Annotated in this window: 19 protein-coding genes and 1 pseudogene; 6 read left to right on the top strand and 14 right to left on the bottom strand. The window is 67.2% G+C overall.

The window, feature by feature from the left end; translation table 11 throughout:
* Positions 1 to 22 precede the first annotated feature (22 nt).
* The 3 genes from DWG20_RS16410 to DWG20_RS07455 all read left to right on the top strand — a co-directional run bounded on the left by DWG20_RS16410 (position 23) and on the right by DWG20_RS07455 (position 2,246).
* Positions 23 to 568, top strand: a complete 546-nt coding sequence (locus tag DWG20_RS16410; RefSeq protein WP_115433215.1) for a shikimate kinase — start codon at positions 23 to 25, stop codon at positions 566 to 568.
* A gap of 6 nt (positions 569 to 574) precedes the next feature.
* A complete protein-coding gene (gene aroB / locus DWG20_RS07460; RefSeq protein WP_115433214.1) occupies positions 575 to 1,669 on the top strand; it encodes a 3-dehydroquinate synthase in 1,095 nt (364 codons plus the stop codon).
* 187 nt (positions 1,670 to 1,856) lie between these two features.
* Positions 1,857 to 2,246: a type IV pilus assembly protein FimV gene (locus DWG20_RS07455; RefSeq protein WP_245944798.1), complete on the top strand. Its 390-nt coding sequence runs from the start codon at positions 1,857 to 1,859 to the stop codon at positions 2,244 to 2,246.
* A 254-nt stretch (positions 2,247 to 2,500) separates the two neighbouring features.
* Here the strand turns inward: DWG20_RS07455 and DWG20_RS07450 are convergent, their stop codons facing one another.
* From DWG20_RS07450 to cysG, 10 genes are all read right to left on the bottom strand, one after another.
* Positions 2,501 to 3,820 (bottom strand): O-antigen ligase family protein, encoded by a 1,320-nt coding sequence (locus tag DWG20_RS07450; RefSeq protein ID WP_115433213.1) that lies wholly within the window; start codon positions 3,818 to 3,820, stop codon positions 2,501 to 2,503.
* A 54-nt stretch (positions 3,821 to 3,874) separates the two neighbouring features.
* A complete protein-coding gene (locus DWG20_RS07445) occupies positions 3,875 to 4,996 on the bottom strand; it encodes a glycosyltransferase family 9 protein (protein ID WP_147289929.1) in 1,122 nt (373 codons plus the stop codon).
* Positions 4,986 to 6,830 (bottom strand): asparagine synthase (glutamine-hydrolyzing), encoded by a 1,845-nt coding sequence (gene asnB / locus DWG20_RS07440; RefSeq protein WP_115433211.1) that lies wholly within the window; start codon positions 6,828 to 6,830, stop codon positions 4,986 to 4,988. The genes DWG20_RS07445 and asnB overlap by 11 nt, the downstream gene beginning before the upstream one ends.
* Before the next feature lies 1 nt (position 6,831).
* Complete coding sequence (gene msbA, locus DWG20_RS07435; protein WP_115433210.1) at positions 6,832 to 8,592, bottom strand: lipid A export permease/ATP-binding protein MsbA; 1,761 nt, start codon at positions 8,590 to 8,592, stop codon at positions 6,832 to 6,834.
* Between the two features lie 28 nt (positions 8,593 to 8,620).
* A complete protein-coding gene (locus DWG20_RS07430) occupies positions 8,621 to 9,745 on the bottom strand; it encodes a glycosyltransferase family 4 protein (RefSeq protein ID WP_115433209.1) in 1,125 nt (374 codons plus the stop codon).
* Entirely contained in the window at positions 9,742 to 10,824 is a 1,083-nt protein-coding gene (rfaQ, locus tag DWG20_RS07425; RefSeq protein ID WP_115433208.1) for a putative lipopolysaccharide heptosyltransferase III, read from the bottom strand. The genes DWG20_RS07430 and rfaQ overlap by 4 nt, the downstream gene beginning before the upstream one ends.
* A gap of 15 nt (positions 10,825 to 10,839) precedes the next feature.
* Entirely contained in the window at positions 10,840 to 12,576 is a 1,737-nt protein-coding gene (ptsP, locus tag DWG20_RS07420) for a phosphoenolpyruvate--protein phosphotransferase (protein ID WP_115433207.1), read from the bottom strand.
* Between the two features lie 5 nt (positions 12,577 to 12,581).
* Positions 12,582 to 12,851 (bottom strand): HPr family phosphocarrier protein, encoded by a 270-nt coding sequence (locus tag DWG20_RS07415; RefSeq protein WP_115433206.1) that lies wholly within the window; start codon positions 12,849 to 12,851, stop codon positions 12,582 to 12,584.
* 70 nt (positions 12,852 to 12,921) lie between these two features.
* A complete protein-coding gene (locus DWG20_RS07410) occupies positions 12,922 to 13,287 on the bottom strand; it encodes a PTS sugar transporter subunit IIA (protein ID WP_245944797.1) in 366 nt (121 codons plus the stop codon).
* A 19-nt stretch (positions 13,288 to 13,306) separates the two neighbouring features.
* Positions 13,307 to 14,737: a siroheme synthase CysG gene (gene cysG / locus DWG20_RS07405; RefSeq protein ID WP_115433204.1), complete on the bottom strand. Its 1,431-nt coding sequence runs from the start codon at positions 14,735 to 14,737 to the stop codon at positions 13,307 to 13,309.
* 124 nt (positions 14,738 to 14,861) lie between these two features.
* Between cysG and DWG20_RS07400 the strand changes: the two genes are divergently transcribed.
* Both DWG20_RS07400 and DWG20_RS07395 read left to right on the top strand, forming a co-directional pair.
* A complete protein-coding gene (locus tag DWG20_RS07400; protein ID WP_115433203.1) occupies positions 14,862 to 16,799 on the top strand; it encodes a sensor domain-containing diguanylate cyclase in 1,938 nt (645 codons plus the stop codon).
* A gap of 17 nt (positions 16,800 to 16,816) precedes the next feature.
* A pseudogene (locus tag DWG20_RS07395) lies at positions 16,817 to 17,533 on the top strand (DUF3025 domain-containing protein); the annotation flags it as partial.
* Positions 17,534 to 17,574: 41 nt separating this feature from the next.
* On the opposite strand, the gene DWG20_RS07390 reads toward DWG20_RS07395, so the two are convergent.
* Entirely contained in the window at positions 17,575 to 18,810 is a 1,236-nt protein-coding gene (locus DWG20_RS07390) for a YihY family inner membrane protein (protein WP_115434760.1), read from the bottom strand.
* A gap of 72 nt (positions 18,811 to 18,882) precedes the next feature.
* Between DWG20_RS07390 and wrbA the strand changes: the two genes are divergently transcribed.
* Entirely contained in the window at positions 18,883 to 19,479 is a 597-nt protein-coding gene (wrbA, locus tag DWG20_RS07385; RefSeq protein ID WP_115433202.1) for an NAD(P)H:quinone oxidoreductase, read from the top strand.
* Between the two features lie 105 nt (positions 19,480 to 19,584).
* Here the strand turns inward: wrbA and DWG20_RS07380 are convergent, their stop codons facing one another.
* The 3 genes from DWG20_RS07380 to DWG20_RS07370 are packed head-to-tail and all read right to left on the bottom strand — an operon-like array spanning position 19,585 to position 21,614.
* The gene (locus DWG20_RS07380; RefSeq protein WP_115433201.1) at positions 19,585 to 20,523 is read right to left on the bottom strand and encodes a homoserine kinase; all 939 of its coding nucleotides are present in this window, start codon (positions 20,521 to 20,523) and stop codon (positions 19,585 to 19,587) included.
* A gap of 11 nt (positions 20,524 to 20,534) precedes the next feature.
* Complete coding sequence (locus DWG20_RS07375; protein WP_115433200.1) at positions 20,535 to 20,870, bottom strand: DUF2782 domain-containing protein; 336 nt, start codon at positions 20,868 to 20,870, stop codon at positions 20,535 to 20,537.
* Positions 20,871 to 20,885: 15 nt separating this feature from the next.
* Positions 20,886 to 21,614: an LOG family protein gene (locus DWG20_RS07370; protein WP_115433199.1), complete on the bottom strand. Its 729-nt coding sequence runs from the start codon at positions 21,612 to 21,614 to the stop codon at positions 20,886 to 20,888.
* Positions 21,615 to 21,625 lie beyond the last annotated feature (11 nt).

Genomic DNA, 21,625 nt, shown 5'->3' with positions numbered 1-21,625 from the left:
CAGCCCAGCCAAGTTGGGTACAATGCCTGCCATGAAACTGGCAGGCAATTTCTTTCTGGTCGGGCTGATGGGCGCCGGCAAGACCACGGTTGGCCGAGCCCTCGCGCGGCGCGCGGGCAAGACCTTCTACGATTCCGACCACGAGATCGAAGCGCGTACCGGCGTGCGGGTCGCAACCATCTTCGAGATCGAAGGCGAGGAGCGTTTCCGCGACCGCGAGACCTCGGTGATCGGCGACCTGGTCAAGCTCAACGACATCGTGCTGGCCACCGGCGGCGGCGCCGTGCTGCGCCCGGAAAACCGCCAGTTGTTGCGCCGCCACGGCACGGTCATCTACCTGCGCGCCCCTATCGACGACCTGCTCGCGCGCACCCTGCACGACAAGAGCCGCCCGCTGCTGCAGACCGCCGACCCTCGCGCCAAGCTCGAAGCCTTGTTCAGCGAGCGCGACCCGCTCTACAACGAGGTCGCCGACCTGGTGATCGACACCTCGCAGCAGAACGTCAACCAGCTGATTATCGACCTCGAACACGCGCTGGCCGCTCACCTGAACGGCCGTGCCGGATAAGCCCTCATGATTACCCTCGATCTTTGCCTGCCCGATACCCGCTACCCGATCCACATCGGCCGCGGTCTGCTCGACGATGCCCAACTGATCCTGCCCCACCTGCCGCAGCGCAAGGTCGCGATCGTCACCAACACCACCGTTGCTCCGCTCTATCTCGAACGCCTGCAAAACAGCCTCGAAGAGGCCGGTGTATCGGTGCTGCCCATCGTGCTGCCCGACGGTGAGGCCTACAAGACCTGGGACACGCTCAACCTGATCTTCGACGCACTGCTGTCCGCGCGCGCCGAGCGCAAGACCACGCTGATCGCGCTCGGCGGCGGCGTGATCGGCGACATGACCGGCTTCGCCGCCGCCTGTTATCAGCGTGGCGCGCCGTTCATCCAGGTGCCGACCACGCTCTTGGCTCAGGTGGATTCGTCGGTCGGCGGCAAGACCGCGATCAACCACCCCAAGGGCAAGAACATGATCGGCGCGTTCTACCAGCCGCGCGCGGTGATCGCCGACATGACCCTGCTCGACACGCTGCCGCAGCGAGAACTCTCCGCAGGGTTGGCCGAGGTCATCAAATACGGTCTCTTGGGCGACGTCGACTTCCTTACCTGGCTGGAAGACAATATGGCCGCGCTGAGGGCGCGCGACTACGACGCGCTCGCCTACGCGGTACGCCGCTCATGCGAGATGAAGGCGGATATCGTTGTGCAGGACGAAAAAGAAACCGGCGTACGCGCGCTGCTCAACCTCGGCCACACCTTCGGCCACGCGATCGAGGCCGGTCTCGGCTTCGGCACCTGGCTGCACGGCGAAGCGGTGGGCGCCGGCATGGTGCTCGCCGCGGCCTTGTCACATGAACTCGGCTGGATCGATGAGGCAGCCTTGCAACGAGCCGTACATCTGATCGGCGCGGCCGGCCTGCCGACGCAGGCCCCCGATCTGGGGCTGGAAGCCTGGCTCGAGCACATGAGCCACGACAAGAAGGTCGAGTCCGGCAAGCTGCGCTTCGTGCTGCTCAAGCGCCTGGGAGAAGCCGCCATCGTCGATGGCGTCGATGCCGCTGCACTCGAACGCGTCCTGACCGGCCCTTACATCCAGCGCGCCGCCTGACCTGACCCTTTTCCTGCGACACCGCCCCGGTCCGGAGTGTCTATTGGCTCCCATCCCGCATACTCAATGTCGCAGGCATGGATTTTCTCCCCTTTCCCTAGGGAAATTACGCATTTTTACGGATTGTCGCCGGTCCTCGCTCTCCCAATAATCGTTGCTACAACAAAACGATTATTGGGAGTGGGGAATGAGCATTTTCTTTGCCGCCTTCGGCTGCAGCTTCTTGCTGATGGTGATCTACTTCACCGCACGCCGCACCTGGAAAACGGCCCGCTACGTCAAACCTCGCGCCCGCGGCATCGACCCGGTCGGCGAGGCCGAGGTCTTCCTGGCCTACGGCCGCGTCGATGAAGCGATCCGCGTGCTTCGCGACACGCTAACCGACGAGCCCGACAATCTGGACGCGCAGATCACCCTGCTGCGTGCCTATTCTCACCAGCGCAACGCCCAAGCCTATTCCGGGCTGGCGGCGCAGGTCAGCCCCAAGCTGCAGGACCGCAGCCTGTGGCACACCATCCAACAGACCGGTCGCGAACTCGACCCTGCCAACCCGCTATACCAGCAGGCGCACGCCTGAGTCCGTTGCCACGTAAATCTCCACAAACGTCGAGGGCCACCACCCCAGTGGCCCTTTTTTATGGCCTGCGTGGCATGCCGCCCCAAATTCAAGCTCGGCCAACCCATTGAGAGGGTTGGCCGAGCTTTTCCGAGTCCGTCGTGCAAGCTTGCGATAGGCTGAAACCTCACGCGCGGCGATAAGAAACACGGACAGGCACCTACTCCTGATATGGGACGCTGCCCCCCCCCAGCCGGCTAACCCCCCGATGCCCCTCAGGCCGAAGACCGCTCCCCTACTCTTCGGGTCAGCTCGGCCATCACCGCTGCGACCAGGAAAAGAAAGATATGCAGCATGTGATCCTTGTTGACGCTCTCGATCAGCATCCGCCCGAAATAGCCCGTCGCCAGCAGCGCCAGCACTAGGCCGAGCGGCTCGCGATGACGGAAAAAGGCGGTGAGTCCACGCCAGACCAGGCCGCCGAGGAACACCAGCCAGAGAATGAGCCCACCCCAGCCGAGGCCGACCCCGAGATCGATGAAACCGCTATGGCTATGCGCTACGACCGAATCGCGATATTCCTGTTTCAGCGCACGGCCGAACGCGTCCCGCGCGTAACCGAAACCCAGCGGGTTATGCAGGATCAGGTCGGACCCCTTGCTGATCCAGGCGATCCGCTCGTAGGCAGAGCCATCGACAGGCTGACCATCCCCGAGCAGTGGGTAAACGTCACGCCGGAACCAACCCTTGCTGTCCTGGTAATTGAAGCCGGCCTCGGCCGACCCCCAGAAGCGCTGCCAGCGGGCGTCTTTCTCTACTGCATAAGACACCATCCCGCTGAGCGTCATGACCACCACCGCGCCCGCAAGGATCGCTTTGATCGCCTGCTTGTTCTTGATACCCACCAGCACGTAAACGGCCAGCAGCGAGCCGAACAGATAGACCATCCCAATCAGGCCGTTGCGCGCGCCCGCCCACAGGCTGGTCGTGATCAGCAGCAGAAAAGCGATGCACTGTGCCCAGGCCGGCCAGCGGCACAGGCGGCCGAAGCCGAGCCAGTTGCCTACGACCAGACTCACGCCGAGTACCGTCAACCCCAGATTGACGAAGAAGGTGTACTCGAGCTTGGTCTCGGTCGTCGCCGTGACCATATAGGGCAAGGTACCGCTCGTGTAATAGTGGTAGAGCGCGTAGAACAGCTCCAATGCAGCCACGGAGACGACCGCGCACACAATCAGGTCGACCACCGAGAGTTCGCGCCGCCGGGTAAACACGGTGCCTCCGGCAAGGAAGAACCCCGCCCCGACCAGTACCTGGCTCCTGAACTCGCCCAGCGAGGCCTCGGGCCACGCCGACAGGAAGATCGAGTGCAGCAGGCCGAAACACACGAACGACAGAAACGCCACAACCGGCAACCGGTTCTTGTAGACAAAGTCCGCGAGCGTGCGCCTGGAACGGAAGACGACGAACAGAAAAACCGCCAGCGCCGAGTACCGGAACGCGACGGTATGAGGGATATTAGAGAGCGCCAGAAACACGCCCGCCAGCACCGTCAGCCAACCCGCGCTGGCGATTTCATTACGCGATGTAAACAAAACGACTTCCTTGCTGCAAAGTTTGGAAACGCGGCCCGGACAAAAACGGCGGAATCAGTAGCCGAGCCGTTTTAGCCCGGCCTCTACCATGGCCACAGAGATCGCCTCCATGCACTGCGCACGCGCGCACTGCCCCGGTGCATCGCCGTGAAAGCGCTCGCAGCGCCTTAGCCACTGGACCTCGCGGAAAAACAGTATCTGCTGGTTCCGGCAGGGGAACACCGGCTCGGTCACCGGCTCGAACGGGCAGTGCTGCCAGAATGCGCCGTTTCCGAACAAGGTCGCCGGGCCAGGGCCGAACAGCACCAGCGTCGGAGTACAGGCGACCCGGCCCAGATGGGCGACACCGGTATCGGGGGAGACGAGATAATCGGCGCCGGCGATCAGGAACCGTAACTGCCGCAGACTCAGCGAGCCGGCCACTACCACGTCTTCGGCCAGGCTCTCGATTCCTTCCAGCAAGCCCTGCTCACCGGGGCCACAACTCCACACGACCGCACGCCCCTCCGCCCGGATAGCGGCAGCCAACGCATTCCAGTTTTCCGGCGCCCAATGCCTCAACGCCGAACTCGCACCAAGGTGCAATACCGCATAGGGCGAAGGCATGTTGAACGGCAGCGCCTCCGCAGCGACACGCCACTGCCCGAGCGAGAACGGTGCGGGTCCAGCCCCGTCGATCAGCTCCATCACCGCGTCCGACCAGGTCATCGGCGACTGCGGGTAGGGGCGCAACTCGTCCACCGCCCAATTCTTATGCGCCGGCCTATCGCCGGCAAAGCCGATCACCCAGCGGGCGCCCAGCGCGCGCGCCATCCAGCCGTAGCGGTTGTCCGCCGGCAGGTAGGCGAGGTCTATCCTGGGCAGGCGGAACAGCCGCCAGATCGAGCCGACGTCCTTGGGGCTGAAGCCGATAGGGATCACGCCGTAGGGACGCTCGTCGAACAGGCTGGCGACCAGCTTGGGCATCGCCAGATAGATCTCGGCATCCGGGTAACGCGCTCGAGCCTTGGCCAACAGCGACACCACCATCAGGCTGTCGCCGAGCAAGAGATGGTGAAGGATGAGGATGCGGTGCACCGACGCGTCGTCAGGACGGCGGCGGAACAGGAACAGCGGCAGCCGCAATAGATAAAACGCGAACACCAGCAGCCGCCCGAAGGCGCGACTATTTTTCACCGCCACCTCCAGCCTCACGCAGCTGCCTCAGGCTTTCGTCGAGCATCACAAGCTGCATCAGCTGCTCGGCCGGGACCTGCCTCGCGCGGTAGGCGTCGGTCATCGCGTCGACGCGCGCACGCTCGAGTTGTCCTCCGGTCGACGAGGCCAGACGCTCGCCCAAGCCGGGCAGGCGCGGCGCGAGCTCAGCAGCCAGCCAGCGCTCGAGCGGCGGGTTGAAGCCCTTCTTCGGTCTGTCGAACAGCTGCAGCGACTCCAAGGGCGTGCTCACCGACGCGAACAGCCGCTTGGCCGGCCGGGTGAAGCGCTGCTCGGGCGGCAGCGCCATCAGCGTCTCGACCAGCTTATGGTCGAGCAGCGGCGCCCTCAGTTCGAGCCCGTGCGCCATCGTGCACAGGTCGCCCTTGCGCAGGATGTATTCGGGCAGATAGTTGAGCATGTCGATCGCCAGCAGCGTCTCGCGTGGCGAGCGGTCGGCGGCTTCGGGCAGGCGCCAGTAGTGCGGCCGCTCGATGCGGCGTCCTGGCTGCAGCCACGCGCGCTGGTGCGGCGCGAAGCCGGAGAAGCGCAGCGCGTACGCGTCGCGCCAGCCGATGCCGAGCTCGCCCACCCATTTGCGCCAGCCGCGCTTGGCCACGCCGGCGGGCGTCGGCAGTGGCAGGCGGGCGTCGCCGCGCCATGCGTGCCTCAGGTGCTGGTCGATGCGCTTGTAGCCGGCCAAGAGTTCGTCGCCGCCGTCGCCGCCGAGCACCACCTTGACCTCGCGGCTCACCGCCTCAGACAGGCGCCAGGTCGGCATCGAAGACGGGTCGGCGAACGGTTCGTCCAGGTCGGCGATCAGCCGCTCGAAGTCGGGCAGGCGCTCTGGGTCGATCGGCACCGCGGTGTTCGGGAAGCCGAGCCGGCCAGCGATCTGGGCGGCCAGATCGGACTCGTCGAAGCGCGTGCCCGGAAAGCTCGCGCTGAAGGTCCGGAACGACGACATGCCCATCTCGGCGAGGCGGCAGGCGACGGTGCTCGAATCGATGCCGCCCGACAGGAACAGGCCCATCGGCCGGTCGGCGTGGGTGCGGATGCGGATCGCCTCGTCGAGCACCTCCTCCCACGCGCCGTGCGAATGCGCGTGCGGCGTCCAGTAGCAGACCTTGCGCAGCTTGCGGCTGCCGAGGTCGAATTCGAGGTAGTGGCCGTTCTCTAGCCGGTGGACGCCGTCGAAGATCGTCAGCGGCGCCGGCACGTAGCGGTGCGCGAGAAAGGCGTCGAGGCTGTCGGGGTTCAGGCGCGGCGCGGCGTCCAGCGAGGGCAGCAGCGCGCGCAGCAGCGAAGCGAACGCGAGCGATTCGCCGTCGTGGGTGTAGAGCAGCGGCTTGAGCCCGAGCCGGTCGCGCACCAGCCACACCTTGCCCAGGCGCCAGTCGACGAGGCAGAAGGCGAACATGCCGCGCAGCCGCGGCAGCAGGCCCTCCAGCCCCCACGCGAGGTAGCCGTTGAGGATGAACTCGGTGTCGGAGTGAGTGCGGAACGGGATGCCCTGCCGCTCGAGCGCGGCGCGGTCGTCGTGCCAGCCGTAGACCTCGCCGTTGTAGCACAGCCAGACCTGGCCGTCCGGGCTCGCCATCGGCTGGTCGGCCTCGGGGCGCGGGTCCATGATCGACAGCCGCGCGTGCAGCAGAGCGTTGGGCGCCGCACCGGGCTCGGCCAACCTTTGGCCGGAAGGGCCGAAACCGACCGCGTGCTGCGAGTCGGGGCCGCGCTGGCGCAAGGCGGCCAGCATCGCTTCGCGCACCGCGACGGGTCGCTCGCTGAGGCCGAAATAACCGGCGATGCCGCACATGCTAAGCCTCCCTCGCCTCGGCGAACTGGCTCTCGTAGAGAGCCTTGTAGCGCCCGCCTCGTTCGATCAATTCTGCGTGCGCCCCCTCTTCGGCGACGCGCCCCTGGTGCATCACGACGATGCGGTCGGCGTTTTCGATCGTCGACAGACGGTGCGCGATCACGATGGTCGTGCGGTTCTTCATCAGGTTCTCGAGCGCCGCCTGCACCAGCCGTTCCGACTGGGTGTCGAGCGCGCTGGTCGCCTCGTCGAGGATCAGGATAGGCGCGTTCTTCAACAGGGCCCGGGCGATCGCCAAGCGCTGGCGCTGGCCGCCGGACAGACGCACGCCGTTCTCGCCGATCAGCGTGTCGAAACCCTGCGGCATCGCCTCGATGAACTCGAGCGCGTTCGCGGCGCGCGCCGCTTCGACGATCTCGGCACGGCCGACTTCGTCGAGCCGGCCGTAGGCGATGTTCGCGGCGACGCTGTCGTTGAATAGCACCACCTCCTGACTGACCAGCGCGATCCGGCTCCTGAGGCTGGCGAGCGTGTAGTCGGGCAAGGGCTCGCCGTCGAGGAGGATCTCGCCGCCGGCCGGGTCGTAGAAGCGCGGGATCAGGCTGACCAGCGTGGTCTTGCCGCTGCCCGACGAGCCGACCAGCGCCACCGTCTTGCCCGGCTCGATCTCGAGGTTCACGCCGGCAAGCGCGTCGCGCTCGGCGCTCGGATAGCGGAAGCGCACGTCGCGGAACACCAGCCGGCCACGCGGTTGGCCGAGCTCGCGCCGGCCATGGTCGGCCTCGGCGTGCTCGTCGAGGAAGCCGAACACGCTCTCGGCAGCGGCGAGGCCGCGCTGCAGCGACTGGCTGATGCTGGTGATGCGCTTGACCGGCGCGAACAGCATCAGCATCGCGGTCAGGAAGGACATGAAGTCGCCGGCGGTGAAGTTGCCGGCGTGCGCGCGCAAGGTGGCGAAGTAGAGGATGGCCGCCAGCGCCATCGAGATCACCAGCTGCGTCACGCCGGTGTTGAGCGAGCTCATCGAGCTCTGCTTGACCGCGTTGTGGCGGATCGCCTCGGCCGAGCGCGCGAAGCGCGTCGCCTCGTAGTCCTGGCCGCCGTAGACCTTGACCACCTTCTGGCAGTCTATCGTCTCGCCGAGCACCTGCGTCAGCTGCGCCATATTGTGCTGGTTCTGGCGCGACAGCCCGCGCAGCCGCTTGCCGACCACCCTGACGATCAAGGTAACCAGCGGCAGCACGCCCAGACAGATCAGCGTCAGCTGCCAGTCGGTATAGAGGAGCAGCGCCAACAGGCCGATCACCGTGATGCCGTCCTTCACGACGACGGTGATCACGTTGAAGCCGGCCTCGGTCACCTGGTTGACGTCGAAGGCGATGCGCGACAGCACGCGGCCGGACGGATGGTCATCGAAGTAGCGCACCGGCAGGCGCATCAGCTGGCCGAACATCTGTTCGCGCAGCTTCTGCACCAGGTGGCCGGACAGATAGCTCGTCGTATATTCGTTCAGATAGCTGCTGACGCCGCGCACCAGGAACAGGCCGACGATCGCCAGCGGCGTCCAGATCATCGCCGCCTTGTCCTTGTCGACGAAGCCGCCGTCGATCAGCGGCTTCATCAGGCTGGCGAACGCCGGCTCGGTCGCGGCGGCGACGATCATCGCCACCAGCGAGACGGCGAACATCCTCCAATAGGCGCGCAGGTAGCCGAACAGGCGCTTGTAGAGCGCGAAGCTATCCAGCGTGCGGTATTCCGACATCTAGGCTAGTCCTTCCAGGGCCGCCTCCCTAGAGGAAGCGGCGGTAAAGTTCGGTAAGTTGCCGGGCCATCGCCGACAGCGTCAGCGGCTCGGCGGTCGCGCGGGCGGCCTCGGCCAATGCTGGCCATTGCGACTCGCGGGCGAGCCACACCTGGATCGCCGCGGTCAGGTCTTCCACGTCGAGCGCATCGACCACCCAGCCGTTTTCGCCGGGCCGCACCAATTCCGACGCGCCACAGCTGTCCGAGGTGAACAGCGGCAGTCCCGACGCCAGCGCCTCGACGCAGACGTTGGGGAAGGGGTCGTACAGCGTCGGCAGGACGAAGGCGTCGGCCATGCCGTAGAACGGCTTGACCTCGTTCTGCGCGCCGGCGAAACGCACCCGCGACGCCACGCCCAGCGCCTCGGCCAACCTTTGATAGCGTACCGCGTGCTTGTCGCGGCCGACCACTACCAGATGTACGCCGGCCAGCGGCGCGATCGCGCGCAACGCGCGCTCGACCCCCTTGCGCTCGAAGCCGGAGCCGACGTAGAGCAGGGTCGGGGCCGCCTCGGGAATCTTCCATTGCCGGCGCATCGCCGCGCGGTGTTCGATCTTAAGCCGCGGGTGGAAGGCGTCGGTGTCGACGCCGTTGTAGACCACGGCGAACTTCTCGTCGGGCAGGCCGAAGTGGCGCTGGATCTCGCGCTTGACCAGGTGCGCGTTGCAGATCACCAGTTTCAGCGCCGCATCGACGAACATGGCCCGCTCGGCGCGGCACACGTAGCGATGGTAGGGGTTGATCGCCAGCGACAGCCGCTTGAACCCGCTCAAGGCGCGGCGGCGGTGCTCGAGCCACGCCGCGTGCACGCCGTCTCCCGCCCTATAGATGCTGCAACCGGGGATGCGCTCGTGCGACTGCACCAGGTCGTAGCCCTCGCGCAGCCACGCGCGGCGCGCGGCGCGCGCGAAACCCCAGTCGCGCCAGACGTTGCCGAGGTAGAACGGGTCGACCGTCAGCGCGTGGATGCCGGCGACCTTTTCCCACTTGCGGGCGATCAGGCTCACTTCCAGCGCGCCGTCCTGCGACAGCGCCGACAAGGCGCGGCTGACGAAGCGCTCCGCGCCGCCGGCCGGGTTGTACTTCTGGCGGACGATGGCGAGCCGGGTCACGCGGTCTCCTTAAGCAAGGAATCGATCGCCTCGATGACGCGCGACGACGGTATCGCGGTCAGGCACTCGCTGAGCTGCCCGTCGCCGCAGCCGGCGCGCCCGCACGGGCGGCAGCCAAAGCCGTTGTCGGCGATGATCCGGTGAGCGACCTGCCACGGCCCCCATTCCTTGTCGCCCGACGGGCCGAACAACGCGACCGTCGGCGTCCCCATCGCCGCCGCGATATGCATCGGGACGGAGTCGACACCGAGATAGAGGCGCGCCTGCGCGATCAGCGCCGCCAGCTCCTTCAGCGACAGGCTCGCGCTCCAGTCGGAGACGGGGCGGCTTAGCCGGCTCTTGATCGCGTTCACCATCGCGAGCTCCTCGTCGGACGGCGCCGCGGTCAGCACGACTTGCCAACCCTCGGCAGCAAGGTGGTCGATCACCTCGGCCATCCGCTCGGCGGGCCAGCTCTTGAACATCCAGCGTGAAGAAGGATGGACCACGACGAAGCGTCGCGGCGCGAGGCCTTCGGCCAACAGTCGCGCCGCCACGCTGGCAAAGGCGTCGTCCCCCGGCTCGAGCACGAGGCGGCGATCCCCGGGCGCCGGCTGGATGCCGAGCCTGCGCAACGCGTCCAGATGGATTTCCACCGTATGGCGCCGGTTGCCGTGCAAATAGGGGAAGCGGTGGGTGAAGCTCTTCTTGAAGAAGCGCCCGCGCCCTTCCATCGCGACCGAGTGGCGCGGCTTGAGGAAGCGACTCAGCCAGGCACCCCGGTTGTGTTCGGTCAGATGCACGATGAGGTCGTAGTCGCGCGCCTTCAAGCGCTTCAGCAGCGCCCATTCGGCCTTCAACTGGCCGACAGGGCCGAGCCTCTTCCAGCCGCGGTCGACGGTGAACAGCTCGGACAGCGCCGGATGGCCCGAGATCATCTCGCGGGTATCGTGGTAGACCAGCGCGTCGATCTCGGCGTGCGGCGCGTGACGCTTGAGCACCGACAGCACCGGCGAGGTCAGCAACACGTCGCCGTGATGACGCAGCTTGACGACGAGCACGCGGCGCAGCGCTTGGGGGGCTATGGCATCCTTGAGCATAAAAAAACCGCCGGATCAGACGCCCGGCGCGGTATTCAGTTGAGTCAGCAGATCGGCGATTTTATCAGGGTCTTCGGTGCGCAGCATGCGCGCGACCAACTCCTTAACAGTTTCGAGTCTCGTGCCCCTGACGATCTGCTTGACCGCCAGCACCTGCGCCGGGTGCATCGAGAAGCGCGTCAGCCCCATGCCGAGCAGGAGCCGCGTCATCCTCAGGTCGCCCGCCATCTCGCCGCACACCGACACCGGGATGCCGGCCTTGTTGGCGGTCTTGATCGTGTGCGCGACCAGTTTGAGCACCGCCGGATGCAGCGGGTCGTACAGATGGCTGACCGCGTCGTCGCTGCGGTCGACCGCCAGCGTGTACTGGATCAGGTCGTTGGTGCCGATCGACACGAAGTCGACCAGCTTGAGGAAGCTGCCGACGACCAGCGCGGCGGCCGGCACCTCGACCATCGCGCCGACTTCGACGTTCTCGGCGATCGCGAAGCCCTCCTCCCACAGCTCGTCCTTGACGATCTCGAGCTGGGAGAGCGCCTGCTTGAGTTCGGAAAGGCCGCTGACCATCGGGAACAGGATGCGCAGCTTGCCGTAGACCGACGCGCGCATCAGCGCGCGCAGCTGCGCGCGGAACAACAGCGGCTCGGCCAGGCACAGCCGGATGCCGGTCAGCCCCAGCGCCGGATTGTCGGCGACGCCGTGGCTCATCCAGCGTGCGTTCTTGTCGGCGCCCAGGTCCATGGTGCGGATCGTCACCGGCTTGCCCTGCATCGCCGACACGACCTTGCGGTAGGCCTGGAACTGCTCGTCCTCGGACGGCAGCGTGTCCCGGCCGAGAAACAGGAACTCGCTGCGGAACAGGCCGACGCCGTCGGCCGACGCGTCGATGACGTCTTCGATGTCGGACGGCACCTCGATGTTGGCCAACAGCTCGATGAACTCGCCGTCTAGCGTCTCGGCCGGCGACAGGCGCAGGCAGGCGAGATCGGCGCGTGCCGCGCGCCAGCGCTCCTGGCGGCTGCGGTAGTCGTCGAGCACCAGCGGGTCGGGGTCGATCATGACGACGCCCTGCTCGCCGTCGACGATGATCCATTCTTCCTCGTGGATCAGCTCGCGCGCGTTGTGCAGCGCGATCACCGACGGCAGGTCGAGGCTGCGCCCGAGGATGGCGGTGTGGCTGGTCGAACCGCCGACGTCGGTGATGAAGGCGGAAAACGCGCTGTCCTTGAACAGCACCATGTCGGCCGGCGACAGGTCGTGCGCGACCAGGATCAGCTCGCCGTCCCAGTCGCCGTCGGGCAGTTCTACGCCCTGGCCGTTGAGGTTCTTGAACACGCGCTCGACCACCTGCAGCACGTCGTGCTTGCGCTCGCGCAGATAGGTTTCCTCGATCGCGTCGAACTGCTCGACCAGCGCGTCGGCCTGCTGCTTGAGCGCCCATTCGGCGTTGCAGCGCTGCGACTCGATGATGCCGCGCGGCTCCTCGGTCAGCATCGGGTCGGACAACAGCATCACGTGCAGCGACAGGAAGGCCTTCATCTCGGCCGGCGCGTTGTCGGGCACGCTGGCGGTGAGCCTTTCGAGCTCTTCGCGCGTGGTGGCGATCGCTTCGTCGAAGCGCGCCAGCTCTTCGGCGAGCTCAGATTCGACGAGCTGGTAGTGCACCACCTCGTCCATGCTTTGCGAAATCAGGTGGGCGCGACCGATGGCGATCCCGCCGCCGATCGGCACCCCGTGCAGGGCGATGCTCATCGGGCTTACTCCGCCTCGTCGAACTTGTTGTTGATCAGCGCCAAGAGCGCGTCGCTCGCGGCGTGCTCGTCGTCGCCATTCACCTCCAGCTCGACGGTCGTGCCCTTGCCGGCGGCCAGCATCATCACGCCCATGATGCTCTTGCCGTTGACGCGCCGCTGATTGCGCGCGAGCCACACCTCGCTCTTGAAGCGCGAGGCCAGCTGGGTGAACTTGCTCGAAGCGCGCGCGTGCAGGCCCAGTTTGTTGATGATTTCCACCTGGGTCTTGATCATTCTCTTGCTCTCCCTTGCTCCCGGCCCTCGCCGGGGGTTTCCCACGTCGTCGCACATCCCCGCATGACGATCACTGCATGTCGAGAATACCGTTTCTTGCGCCTTCCAGCGCCTTGATCATGACATCGTCAATGGCGAGGCCACGATAGCACAGCGCCCTGACCAGCATCGCGAGGTTCAGCCCGGCCGCGACGCGCACATGCCCGGGCTCGGCCAACCTCGCGGCGACGTTGGCCGGCGTCGCGCCGAACAGGTCGGTCAGCACCACGACGCCGTCGCCGGCGTCGAGCACGTCGATCAGGCGCCGCGCCTTTTCCTCTACCACGTCCGGGTCTTCGTCGCGGCCGACCGCCAGCGCCGCGCAGCGCTCGGGCGGGCCGCCCAGCACGTGCGTCGCGCACTCGATCAGCGCGTCGCCGAGCTGGTAGTGGCACAAAAGCAAAACTCCGACCATCTTACTCCCCCCGCTCGCCGTTCTGCACCTTGGAACCCTCGCCCGCGCGCGGGTTCCCGCCGCGATACCAAGCCAGACGCGAAGCGAGGCTCACCACCTCGCCGACGATGATGATCGCCGGCGATTTGATCGCCGCCGCGTCGATCGCATCGGGCAGGGTCGACAGCGTGCCGGTCAGCGTGCGCTGGCGTGCCGTCGTCGCCGCCTCGACGATCGCCGCCGGCGTGTCGGCCGCCTTGCCGTGCTCGATGAAGGCCGCGCACAGTTCGCGCGCGGTCGACAGCCCCATGTAGACGACCACCGTCTGCTGCGGCCTTGTGAGCGCCGGCCAGTCGAGATCGATGCTGCCGTCCTTCTTGTGGCCGGTGACGAAGGTCACCGACTGCGCGTAGTCCCTATGCGTGAGCGGGATGCCGGCGTAGGCCGCCGCGCCGCTCGCGCTGGTGATGCCCGGCACCACCTCGAAGGCGATGCCGCGCGCGGCCAGCTCCTCGATCTCCTCGCCGCCGCGGCCGAAGGTGAACGGGTCGCCGCCCTTCAGACGCAGCACGCGCTTGCCTTCGAGCGCAAGGCGCACCATCAGCTGGTTGATGTCTTCCTGCGGCAGCGTGTGGTTGGCGCGCTGCTTGCCGACGAACACGCGCTCGGCGTCACGGCGCACCAGTTCGAGCAGTTCCTTCGCGACCAGGCTGTCGTACAGCACGACGTCGGCCTGCTGCATCAGGCGCAGCGCGCGGAAGGTCAACAGGTCGGGGTTGCCCGGGCCGGCGCCGACCAGGTACACCGCGCCGGACGGCGCGTCGGGCTCGGCCAACCTTTGCGCCATCTGCGCCTCGGCCGCCTCGACGTTGCCGGCGACCACCGCGTCGGCGATCGGGCCCTCGAGCACCGACTCCCAGAACGCGCGACGCGCTTCTACGTCGTCAAAGCGCGCCTTCACCACGTCGCGAAAACGCGCGGCGAAACCCGCCAGCGCGCCGAAGCTCGCCGGGATCAGACTCTCGAGCCGCGCGCGCACCAGGCGCGCGAGCACCGGCACGCCGCCGCCGGTCGACACCGCGATCACCAACGGCGAGCGGTCGACGATGGCCGGCGTGATGTAGCCCGACAGTTCGGCGTCGTCGACGACGTTGACCGGCACCCGGCGCGCCTCGCCCGCTGCGGCGACGCGCCGGTTGACGTCGCGATCGTCGGTCGCGGCGATCGCCAGCACCGCCGCGTCGAGGTCGGCCTCTGCGAACTCGCCGGCGCGGTGCGCGATCTCACCCTGGTCGGCGAGCTCGGCCAACTCGGCGACGAGTTCGGGCGCGACCACCGTCACCCGCGCGCCGGCCTGGCGCAACAGCCTGACCTTGCGCAAGGCGACGTCGCCGCCGCCGACCACGACACACGGTCTACCCTGTAGCTTGAGAAAAATGGGAAAATAGTCCATACGCCTTCCCCGCGATGCGGCAACGCACGCTGTAGTGGCTTCACACAAGCCCGGCCGCCTCTCGCGGGAAACCGAACATCCGAACCCGTCAGTGTATCCGGCCCGACCCGCCTGGAGAACCCACTTGAAACACGCGCGCCTCATCGCCCTGCCCCCGCTCCTCGCCGCGAGCCCCGCCGCGCTGGCCGCCGGCGCCGATTTCGCCGCCGGCACCGGCCTCGTCGGCGCGGTCGGCGTGCTGTTCGGCGTGGCCACCGGCCTGTGGCTCGGGCGGCGGCGGCGCAACGGCGACAAGGACGCGCGCTGGCAGATGGCGCGCGCGAGCGCGCTGCTCGGCTGGTTCGAGTACGACCCGAAAAGCAGCCAGGTGATGAGCGAGGCGGAGCTGCTTTCGCTGCTGGGGCTCGACAAGAGTTGGCGCACCACGTCGCTCGAACGCTGGCTGGCGCGCGTGCATCCGGACGACCTGCCGGCCCTGACGGCGCTCACCGAAGCGGGCGCCGAACACCGGCTGGAATTCCGCATCCGCCACGCCGACGACCACTGGGAATGGCTGTCGGTACACGCGAGCCTCGTCGGCGGCGCGCCGGACGACGACCGGCTGTTCGGCGTCTGCCAGGTCATCACCCAGAAAAAACTCGCCGAGGCCGAACTGGTCCGCCGCGAACAGCACTTCCGTGCGCTGGTCGACAACGCCGCCGACATCGTGTCGCGCTTCGACCTCGACCTCAACTGCCGCTTCGTCAACCGCGCGGTCAACCGCTACACGCCTCTGCCGCGCGAGGAAATGATCGGCCACCGCGTCGGCGAGAACGGCTGGCCGGCCGACGCCGCCACCCAGTTCGAGACCGAATGCCGCCACCTGATCGACACCTGGGAGGGCCGCCGCTTCGAGGTCGAGTTCGAGTCGGCGCAGCGTCGCCATGTGTTCGAAGTGCGGCTCTTGCCCGAGTTCGACGCCGAGCAGCGGCTGGTCTCGATCCTGTCGCTGCAGCGCGAGATCACCGAGACGCGCCAGACGCAGCGCCTGCTCGAGGAAGAGAACATCGTGCTCGAGATGATCGCCAACAACCGGCCGCTGCCCGAGGTGCTGACGCAGCTGTGCCGGATGATCGAGTCGCAGCTGAACGCCGGTCGCTGCGCGGTCATGCTGCGTGAAAAGGGCCGCGAGGTGCTGACGCTGGCCGCCGCGCCGTCACTGCCCTCGGGCTTCGCCCATGCCTTGCGCGAGGTGCCCGTAGGCCCCGACGAGCCCAATTGCGGCGGTGCCGCCTACTGGCAGCGCACCACCATCGTCGCCGACGTCGGCGCGGGCACGCTGCCGACGCGCTACCGCGAACTCGCCCAGCAGTTCGCCATCCGTGCCTGCTGGTCGGTGCCGGTGATGACCAACGAACAACACCTGATCGGCACGATCGCGGCCTACTACGCCGAACCGCGCAGCCCGAGCCCGGACGAGATGCGCTTCGTCTACCGTGCGTCGCGTATCGCGGCGATCGCACTCGAACGCGACCGGCACGAGAAGCGCCTCTACCACGAGGCGACGCGCGACGTACTGACCAACGCCTACAACCGCCGCCACTTCCTCGAGTTGGCGGTGCGCGAACACAAGCGCAGCCGCCGCTACGACAGCCCGCTGTCGCTGCTCCTGGTCGACATGGACCACTTCAAAGCGATCAACGACGCGTTCGGCCATCCGGCCGGCGACGAGGTGCTGCGCGCCTTCACCCGGCTCGCGCGCCAGGCGCTGCGCGGCAGCGACGTGCTCGGCCGTCTCGGCGGCGAGGAATTCGCCGTGCTGCTGCCGAACACGCCGCTCGACGAGGCGCATCAGGTCGCCGAACGACTGCGCGACGCCGCCGAGGCCGACGCCGTCGACTGGCAGGGCGCGCCGATCCGCTACACGCTGAGTGTCGGCGTCAGCACGCTGTTCGGCGCCGACAGCATCGACGACATGCTCGCGCGCGCCGACCGCTGGCTCTACACCGTCAAGCGCGACGGCCGCAACCGTTGCGATGGCGAACGAGCCGGCCTCCGCGACCCGGTCGACGCCGTGCGCTAAGCCCACCGTTTTCACCCATGCCGCAACCCAACTGGCCGCTGCGCCATCCCGACCACCCGCTGTACGCGCCGCTCACGCCGCTGCCCGAACTCGGCCACTGGCCGACCCAGGCCGACTTCGACGCGCTCGTCGTTTGCGCGCGCGGCCGTGGCGCGGCCTTGCCCGGCCATCTCCGCTTCGCCTGCGGCCTCGAACCCGAGCACTACTACGAAGCGCACATCGCGACCACCGGCGAGGTGCCGACGCGCACGCAGAACTGGCACGACTGGTTCAACGCGCTGTCGTGGCTGGCGTGGCCGCGCGCCAAGACCGCGCTCAACGCGCGTCACATGCGCGCGATCGCCGGAGGGGAAATCAAGCGCGGGCCGCTGCGCGACGCCGCGACGCTATTCGACGAGTGCGGCGTGATCGTCGTCGCGAGCGATGCCGGCCTGCTCGACGCGCTTGCAGGCATGCGCTGGCGGGAATTGTTCATAGAGAAAAGAGAGTGCTGGGGAGATAGCGTCGCCGCCTTCGCCTTCGGCCACGCGCTGATGGAACAGGGTCTCAAGATGCACATCGGCTGGTGCGGCAAGGCGCTGCCGCTTATCGTAGACGCCGGCTTCTTCGCGCTGCCGGCCGACGCGCAGCGCGCGCAACTGGACGCGCGCTTAGCCGAGCTCTTGGCCGACGACTCGTTTCTTTCGACGCCGCGCGCGCTCAGCCCCTTGCCGCTATTGGGCATCCCCGGCTGGTGGGATGCCAACCGGGACCCGGCCTTCTACGACGATACCGGCTACTTCAGGGCCAGCCGGCGCGAGAAGTCGGCCAGCGTCATCTCCTCGAACACGTCGGTCAGCGGCACCATCAGCGCCTCGACCGCGCAGGCGATGTCGTCGTCCTCGCTGCCGTCCGGCCGGTAGACGAACAGCCGGAACAGTTCGATCAGCCGGATCGCGTCGAGCTTCTTGGCCAGCACGCAGGCGCCGGCCTGGGTGCGCTCCGCCAGCCCTTCCAGCGTCAGCTTGTCGACCACCACGCCGAGTTCGTCGTAGCCGACATTCACCGCGCGCCGCAGTTCGGGCAAGCTTAGCGGGCGGCCGTCTGCCTGCGCGGCGTCCAAGAGCAGCAGCACTTCGATCGCGTCGAGAAAGCGCCGGCGCGGCATCAGCGAGCGGCGCCACGCCTCGCCTTCCCAGTACGACAGCGACGCGGTCAGCACCGCGCCGGCCAGCACCAAGAGCCACAAGAGGTACAGCCACATCAGGAAGATCGGCAGGCTGGCGAACGCGCCGTACACCAGCTGGTAGGACGCGACCTCCTCGATGTAGTAGCGGAAGCCCGCCTTCAGCACCTCCATCAGCGCCGCGGTCAACGTCGCGCCCACCAGCGCATGGCGCATCGGCACGAAGCGCGCCGGCACGATGCGGTACAACAGCGACAGCACCACCGTCGTCAGCGCCATCGCACCCATGCTCTGCAACAGCTCGGCCAAGGTCGACAGTTCGTGCTGGCGCCGCATCGTCTTGAACAGCCAGTGCCAGGAGCCGAGGCCGACGCCGAGGATCAGCGGACCCAGCGTCAGCACGGTCCAGTACACCATGGTCTGGCTGAGCAGCGGGCGCGAGCGCGTCACGCGCCAGATAGTGTTGAAGGTGCGCTCTACCGTCATCATCATCAGGATCGCGGTCACGCCGAGCATGACGACGCCGGCCGACGTCAGCTTGCCGGCGTTGTCGGCGAACTGCCTGAGATAGACAGAGAACACCTTGCCGGCGAACTCGGGCACCAGCGTCGTCAGCAGCATCACCTTGAAGCGCGTGCTGTAGTCGTCGAACACCGGGAACGCCGACACGACGATCAGCGCGACGGTGAACAGCGGCACCAGCGCCAGCAAGGTGGTGAAGGTCAGGCTGCCGGCCACCTGGGTCAGGCGCGCCTGCGCCATGCGGGCCAACAGGAAACGGCCGAAGCCGCGCCAGGTGTCCCAGCGCTTGAATTCGGCAAGACGCACGGTAATATCGCTGTTCATTCTCAGATGGTAACGCGTGTCGGCGTCCAAGCCCATGGCAACGGCGACGGCGACGCGCACGAAAAGGCAAAAATGCAGGACATTCTGGTGTTGTACTACAGCCAGCACGGCGCGACGCGCGAACTCGCGCGGCTGATCGCGCGCGGCATCGAGAGCGTGCCCGGCGCGCGCGCGCGCATCCGCACCGTGCCGAAAGTCTCGACCGTGTGCGAGGCGACCGCGCCTGCGATCCCCGAGTCGGGCGCGCCCTACGTCGAACGCGCCGACCTCGCCGAATGCGTCGGCCTCGCACTGGGCAGCCCGACGCGCTTCGGCAATATGGCCGCGTCGGTCAAGTATTTCCTCGACGGCACCAGCGCCGAGTGGATGGCCGGCACGCTGGCCGGCAAGCCGGCGTGCGTGTTCACCACCACCAGCACCCAGCACGGCGGGCAGGAAACGACGCTACTGTCGATGATGCTGCCGCTGATGCACCACGGCATGCTGATCGTCGGCCTGCCGTATACCGAGCCGGCGCTGACGCACACCACGAGCGGCGGCAGCCCCTACGGGGTGTCGCACGTGTCCGGCGTGAAGAACGAGGCGCCGATCTCGGAAGACGAGAAAACGCTGGCGCTCGCGCAGGGCAGAAGGCTGGCCGAGGCGGCGCTGAAGCTCGCGGCGCGCTGATCCGGGACCGGCCCGGCGGCACGGCCGCCCTCAGCGCCGGCCACGAAAAAAGCTCGGCCAACCTTCAGAAGGTTGGCCGAGCTGCTTTTACCGTGCCGTCCGCGCCTACAGCCAGAAGTCGCTGCGCGCGCGGTGGGCTTCGACCACCTTCTGAAACACCTTCGGATCTTTCGTATAGGTCATCTCGCCTTCCTGCGGGCGGTAGAGGTCCAACAGCCGCGACACCCAGAAGCGCAGGCCCGCGGCGCGCAGCATCGACGGCCACGCGGCGCGCTCGTCTCCGGTCAGCGGCCGCACCGACTGGTAGCCAGCCAACAGCGCGCGCGCCTTGTCGTCGTCGATCAGACCGTCCTCGCCGCGCGCCCAGTCGTTGAGCGCGATCGCCACGTCGTACAGCAGCACGTCGTTGCACGCGTAGTAGAAGTCGATGAAGCCGGCGACGCGCTCGCCGTCGAGCAGCACGTTGTCGCGGAACAGGTCGGCGTGCACGACGCCGGTCGGCAGGTGGGCGAAGCGGTAGCGCTCCTGGAACGCGACCTCCTCGTGCAGGCTGGCCGCGTCCGCCGCGTCCATCTCGCCGTACAGGCCGGCGGCGGTCGCGCTCCACCAGCCCGGGCCGCGCGGGTTGTCCATCCGTTTCGGGAAGGTGTTGCCGGCCTCGTGCATCGCGGCGAGCATCTCGCCGACCGCCTGGCACTGCGCCGCCGACGGCGCGCCGACTTCGGAGCCGGTCAGGCAGGTAACGACACAGGCCGGCTTGCCGGCCAAGAGCGACGCGTAACTGTCGGTCGAATCGGCGATCGGCGCCGGACAGGCGACGCCGTGGCGCGCGAGGTGGCTCATCAGCTCGAGGTAGTAAGGCAGTTCGTCGAGCGCGAGCACCTCGAACAGCGTCAGCACGTAGCGGCCGTGCGTGGTATCGACAAAGTAGTTGGTATTGGTGATGCCCGCGGCGATGCCTTTGAGCGACTTGAGCTGCCCGATCGAATAGCGGGTCAGCCAGGCGGCGAGTTCAGCCTCGCCGACCGAGGTGTATACCGACATCAAATGTCCCTTCAGAACCGCATCAATACCCAGCGCGGAATCACGACACGCCGGGTCGGGTCGATTTCCTTGCGCTGCATCTGGCCGGTGCCGTCTTCGTCGACCAGGTAGTACGGCACGCCGGTCGCCGGCGTGACCTTGACCATGTAGAGCTTGCCGTTGACGCGGTACTCCTCGATCTTCTGTTCGCCCTTCTGGATGATGCGCACCTCGGGCTCGGGTTCGGCGCTGCCGTCGTCGGCCACCTGCGGCGGCGGCGGAACGGCAGTCTTGGGGGCAGGCTCGGCGGCCTGACCGAGCGCCGGCAGGCCGAGGGCCATGACGGCAATAAGCAATAAGCGACGCATGACGCGGCTCCGATTCTATAGATTGAGCAGTTGTTCGCGCTCTTCCGGCGACGCTTCGAAACCGCGGGTCTCGTAGTAGCGGAAGATCGCCTCGACGATGGCGGCGGGTTCGTCGATCAGCTGGATCAGGTTCAGGTCGTTCGACGAAACCATCCCTTCGCCGACCAGGCGCTCGCGGAACCAGGCGACCAGCCCGCCCCAGAACTCGGCGCCGACCAGGATGATCGGGATCTTGCGACCCTTGCCGGTCTGGATCAGCGTCAGCGCCTCGAACATCTCGTCCATGGTGCCGAAACCGCCCGGCATCACGACGTAGGCGATCGCGTGCTTGACGAACATCACCTTGCGCGAGAAGAAGTGGTTGAAGCGCAGCGACAGGTCCTGGAATTCGTTGCCGCTCTGCTCGTGCGGCAGCACGATGTTCAGGCCGATCGACGGGCTCTTGCCGTGGAAGGCGCCGCGGTTGGCCGCCTCCATGATGCCGGGGCCGCCGCCGGAAATCACCGAGAAGCCCGAGTCGGACAGTTGGCGGGCGATTTCTTCGGTGAGCTTATAATAGGCGTGGTCACGCGGGGTGCGGGCGCTGCCGAAAATGCTGACGGCGGGCGTGATACCCTGCAGTTCTTCCGCCGACTCCACGAATTCCGAGACGATCTTCAGCACATGCCACGCCTCGCGGGCGCGGAAGCGGTGCATGGTGGCGTACCGGTCGCTCGCCTGCGGCAACTTATCGAATAAGCTCATAGCGTCTGCCT

The organism is Crenobacter cavernae, assembly GCF_003355495.1.
In the GTDB taxonomy this organism is placed as follows: Bacteria; Pseudomonadota; Gammaproteobacteria; order Burkholderiales; family Chromobacteriaceae; genus Crenobacter; species Crenobacter cavernae.
Note: the sequence above shows the minus strand (reverse complement) of the source record. Positions and strands in the feature narration are given on the sequence as shown.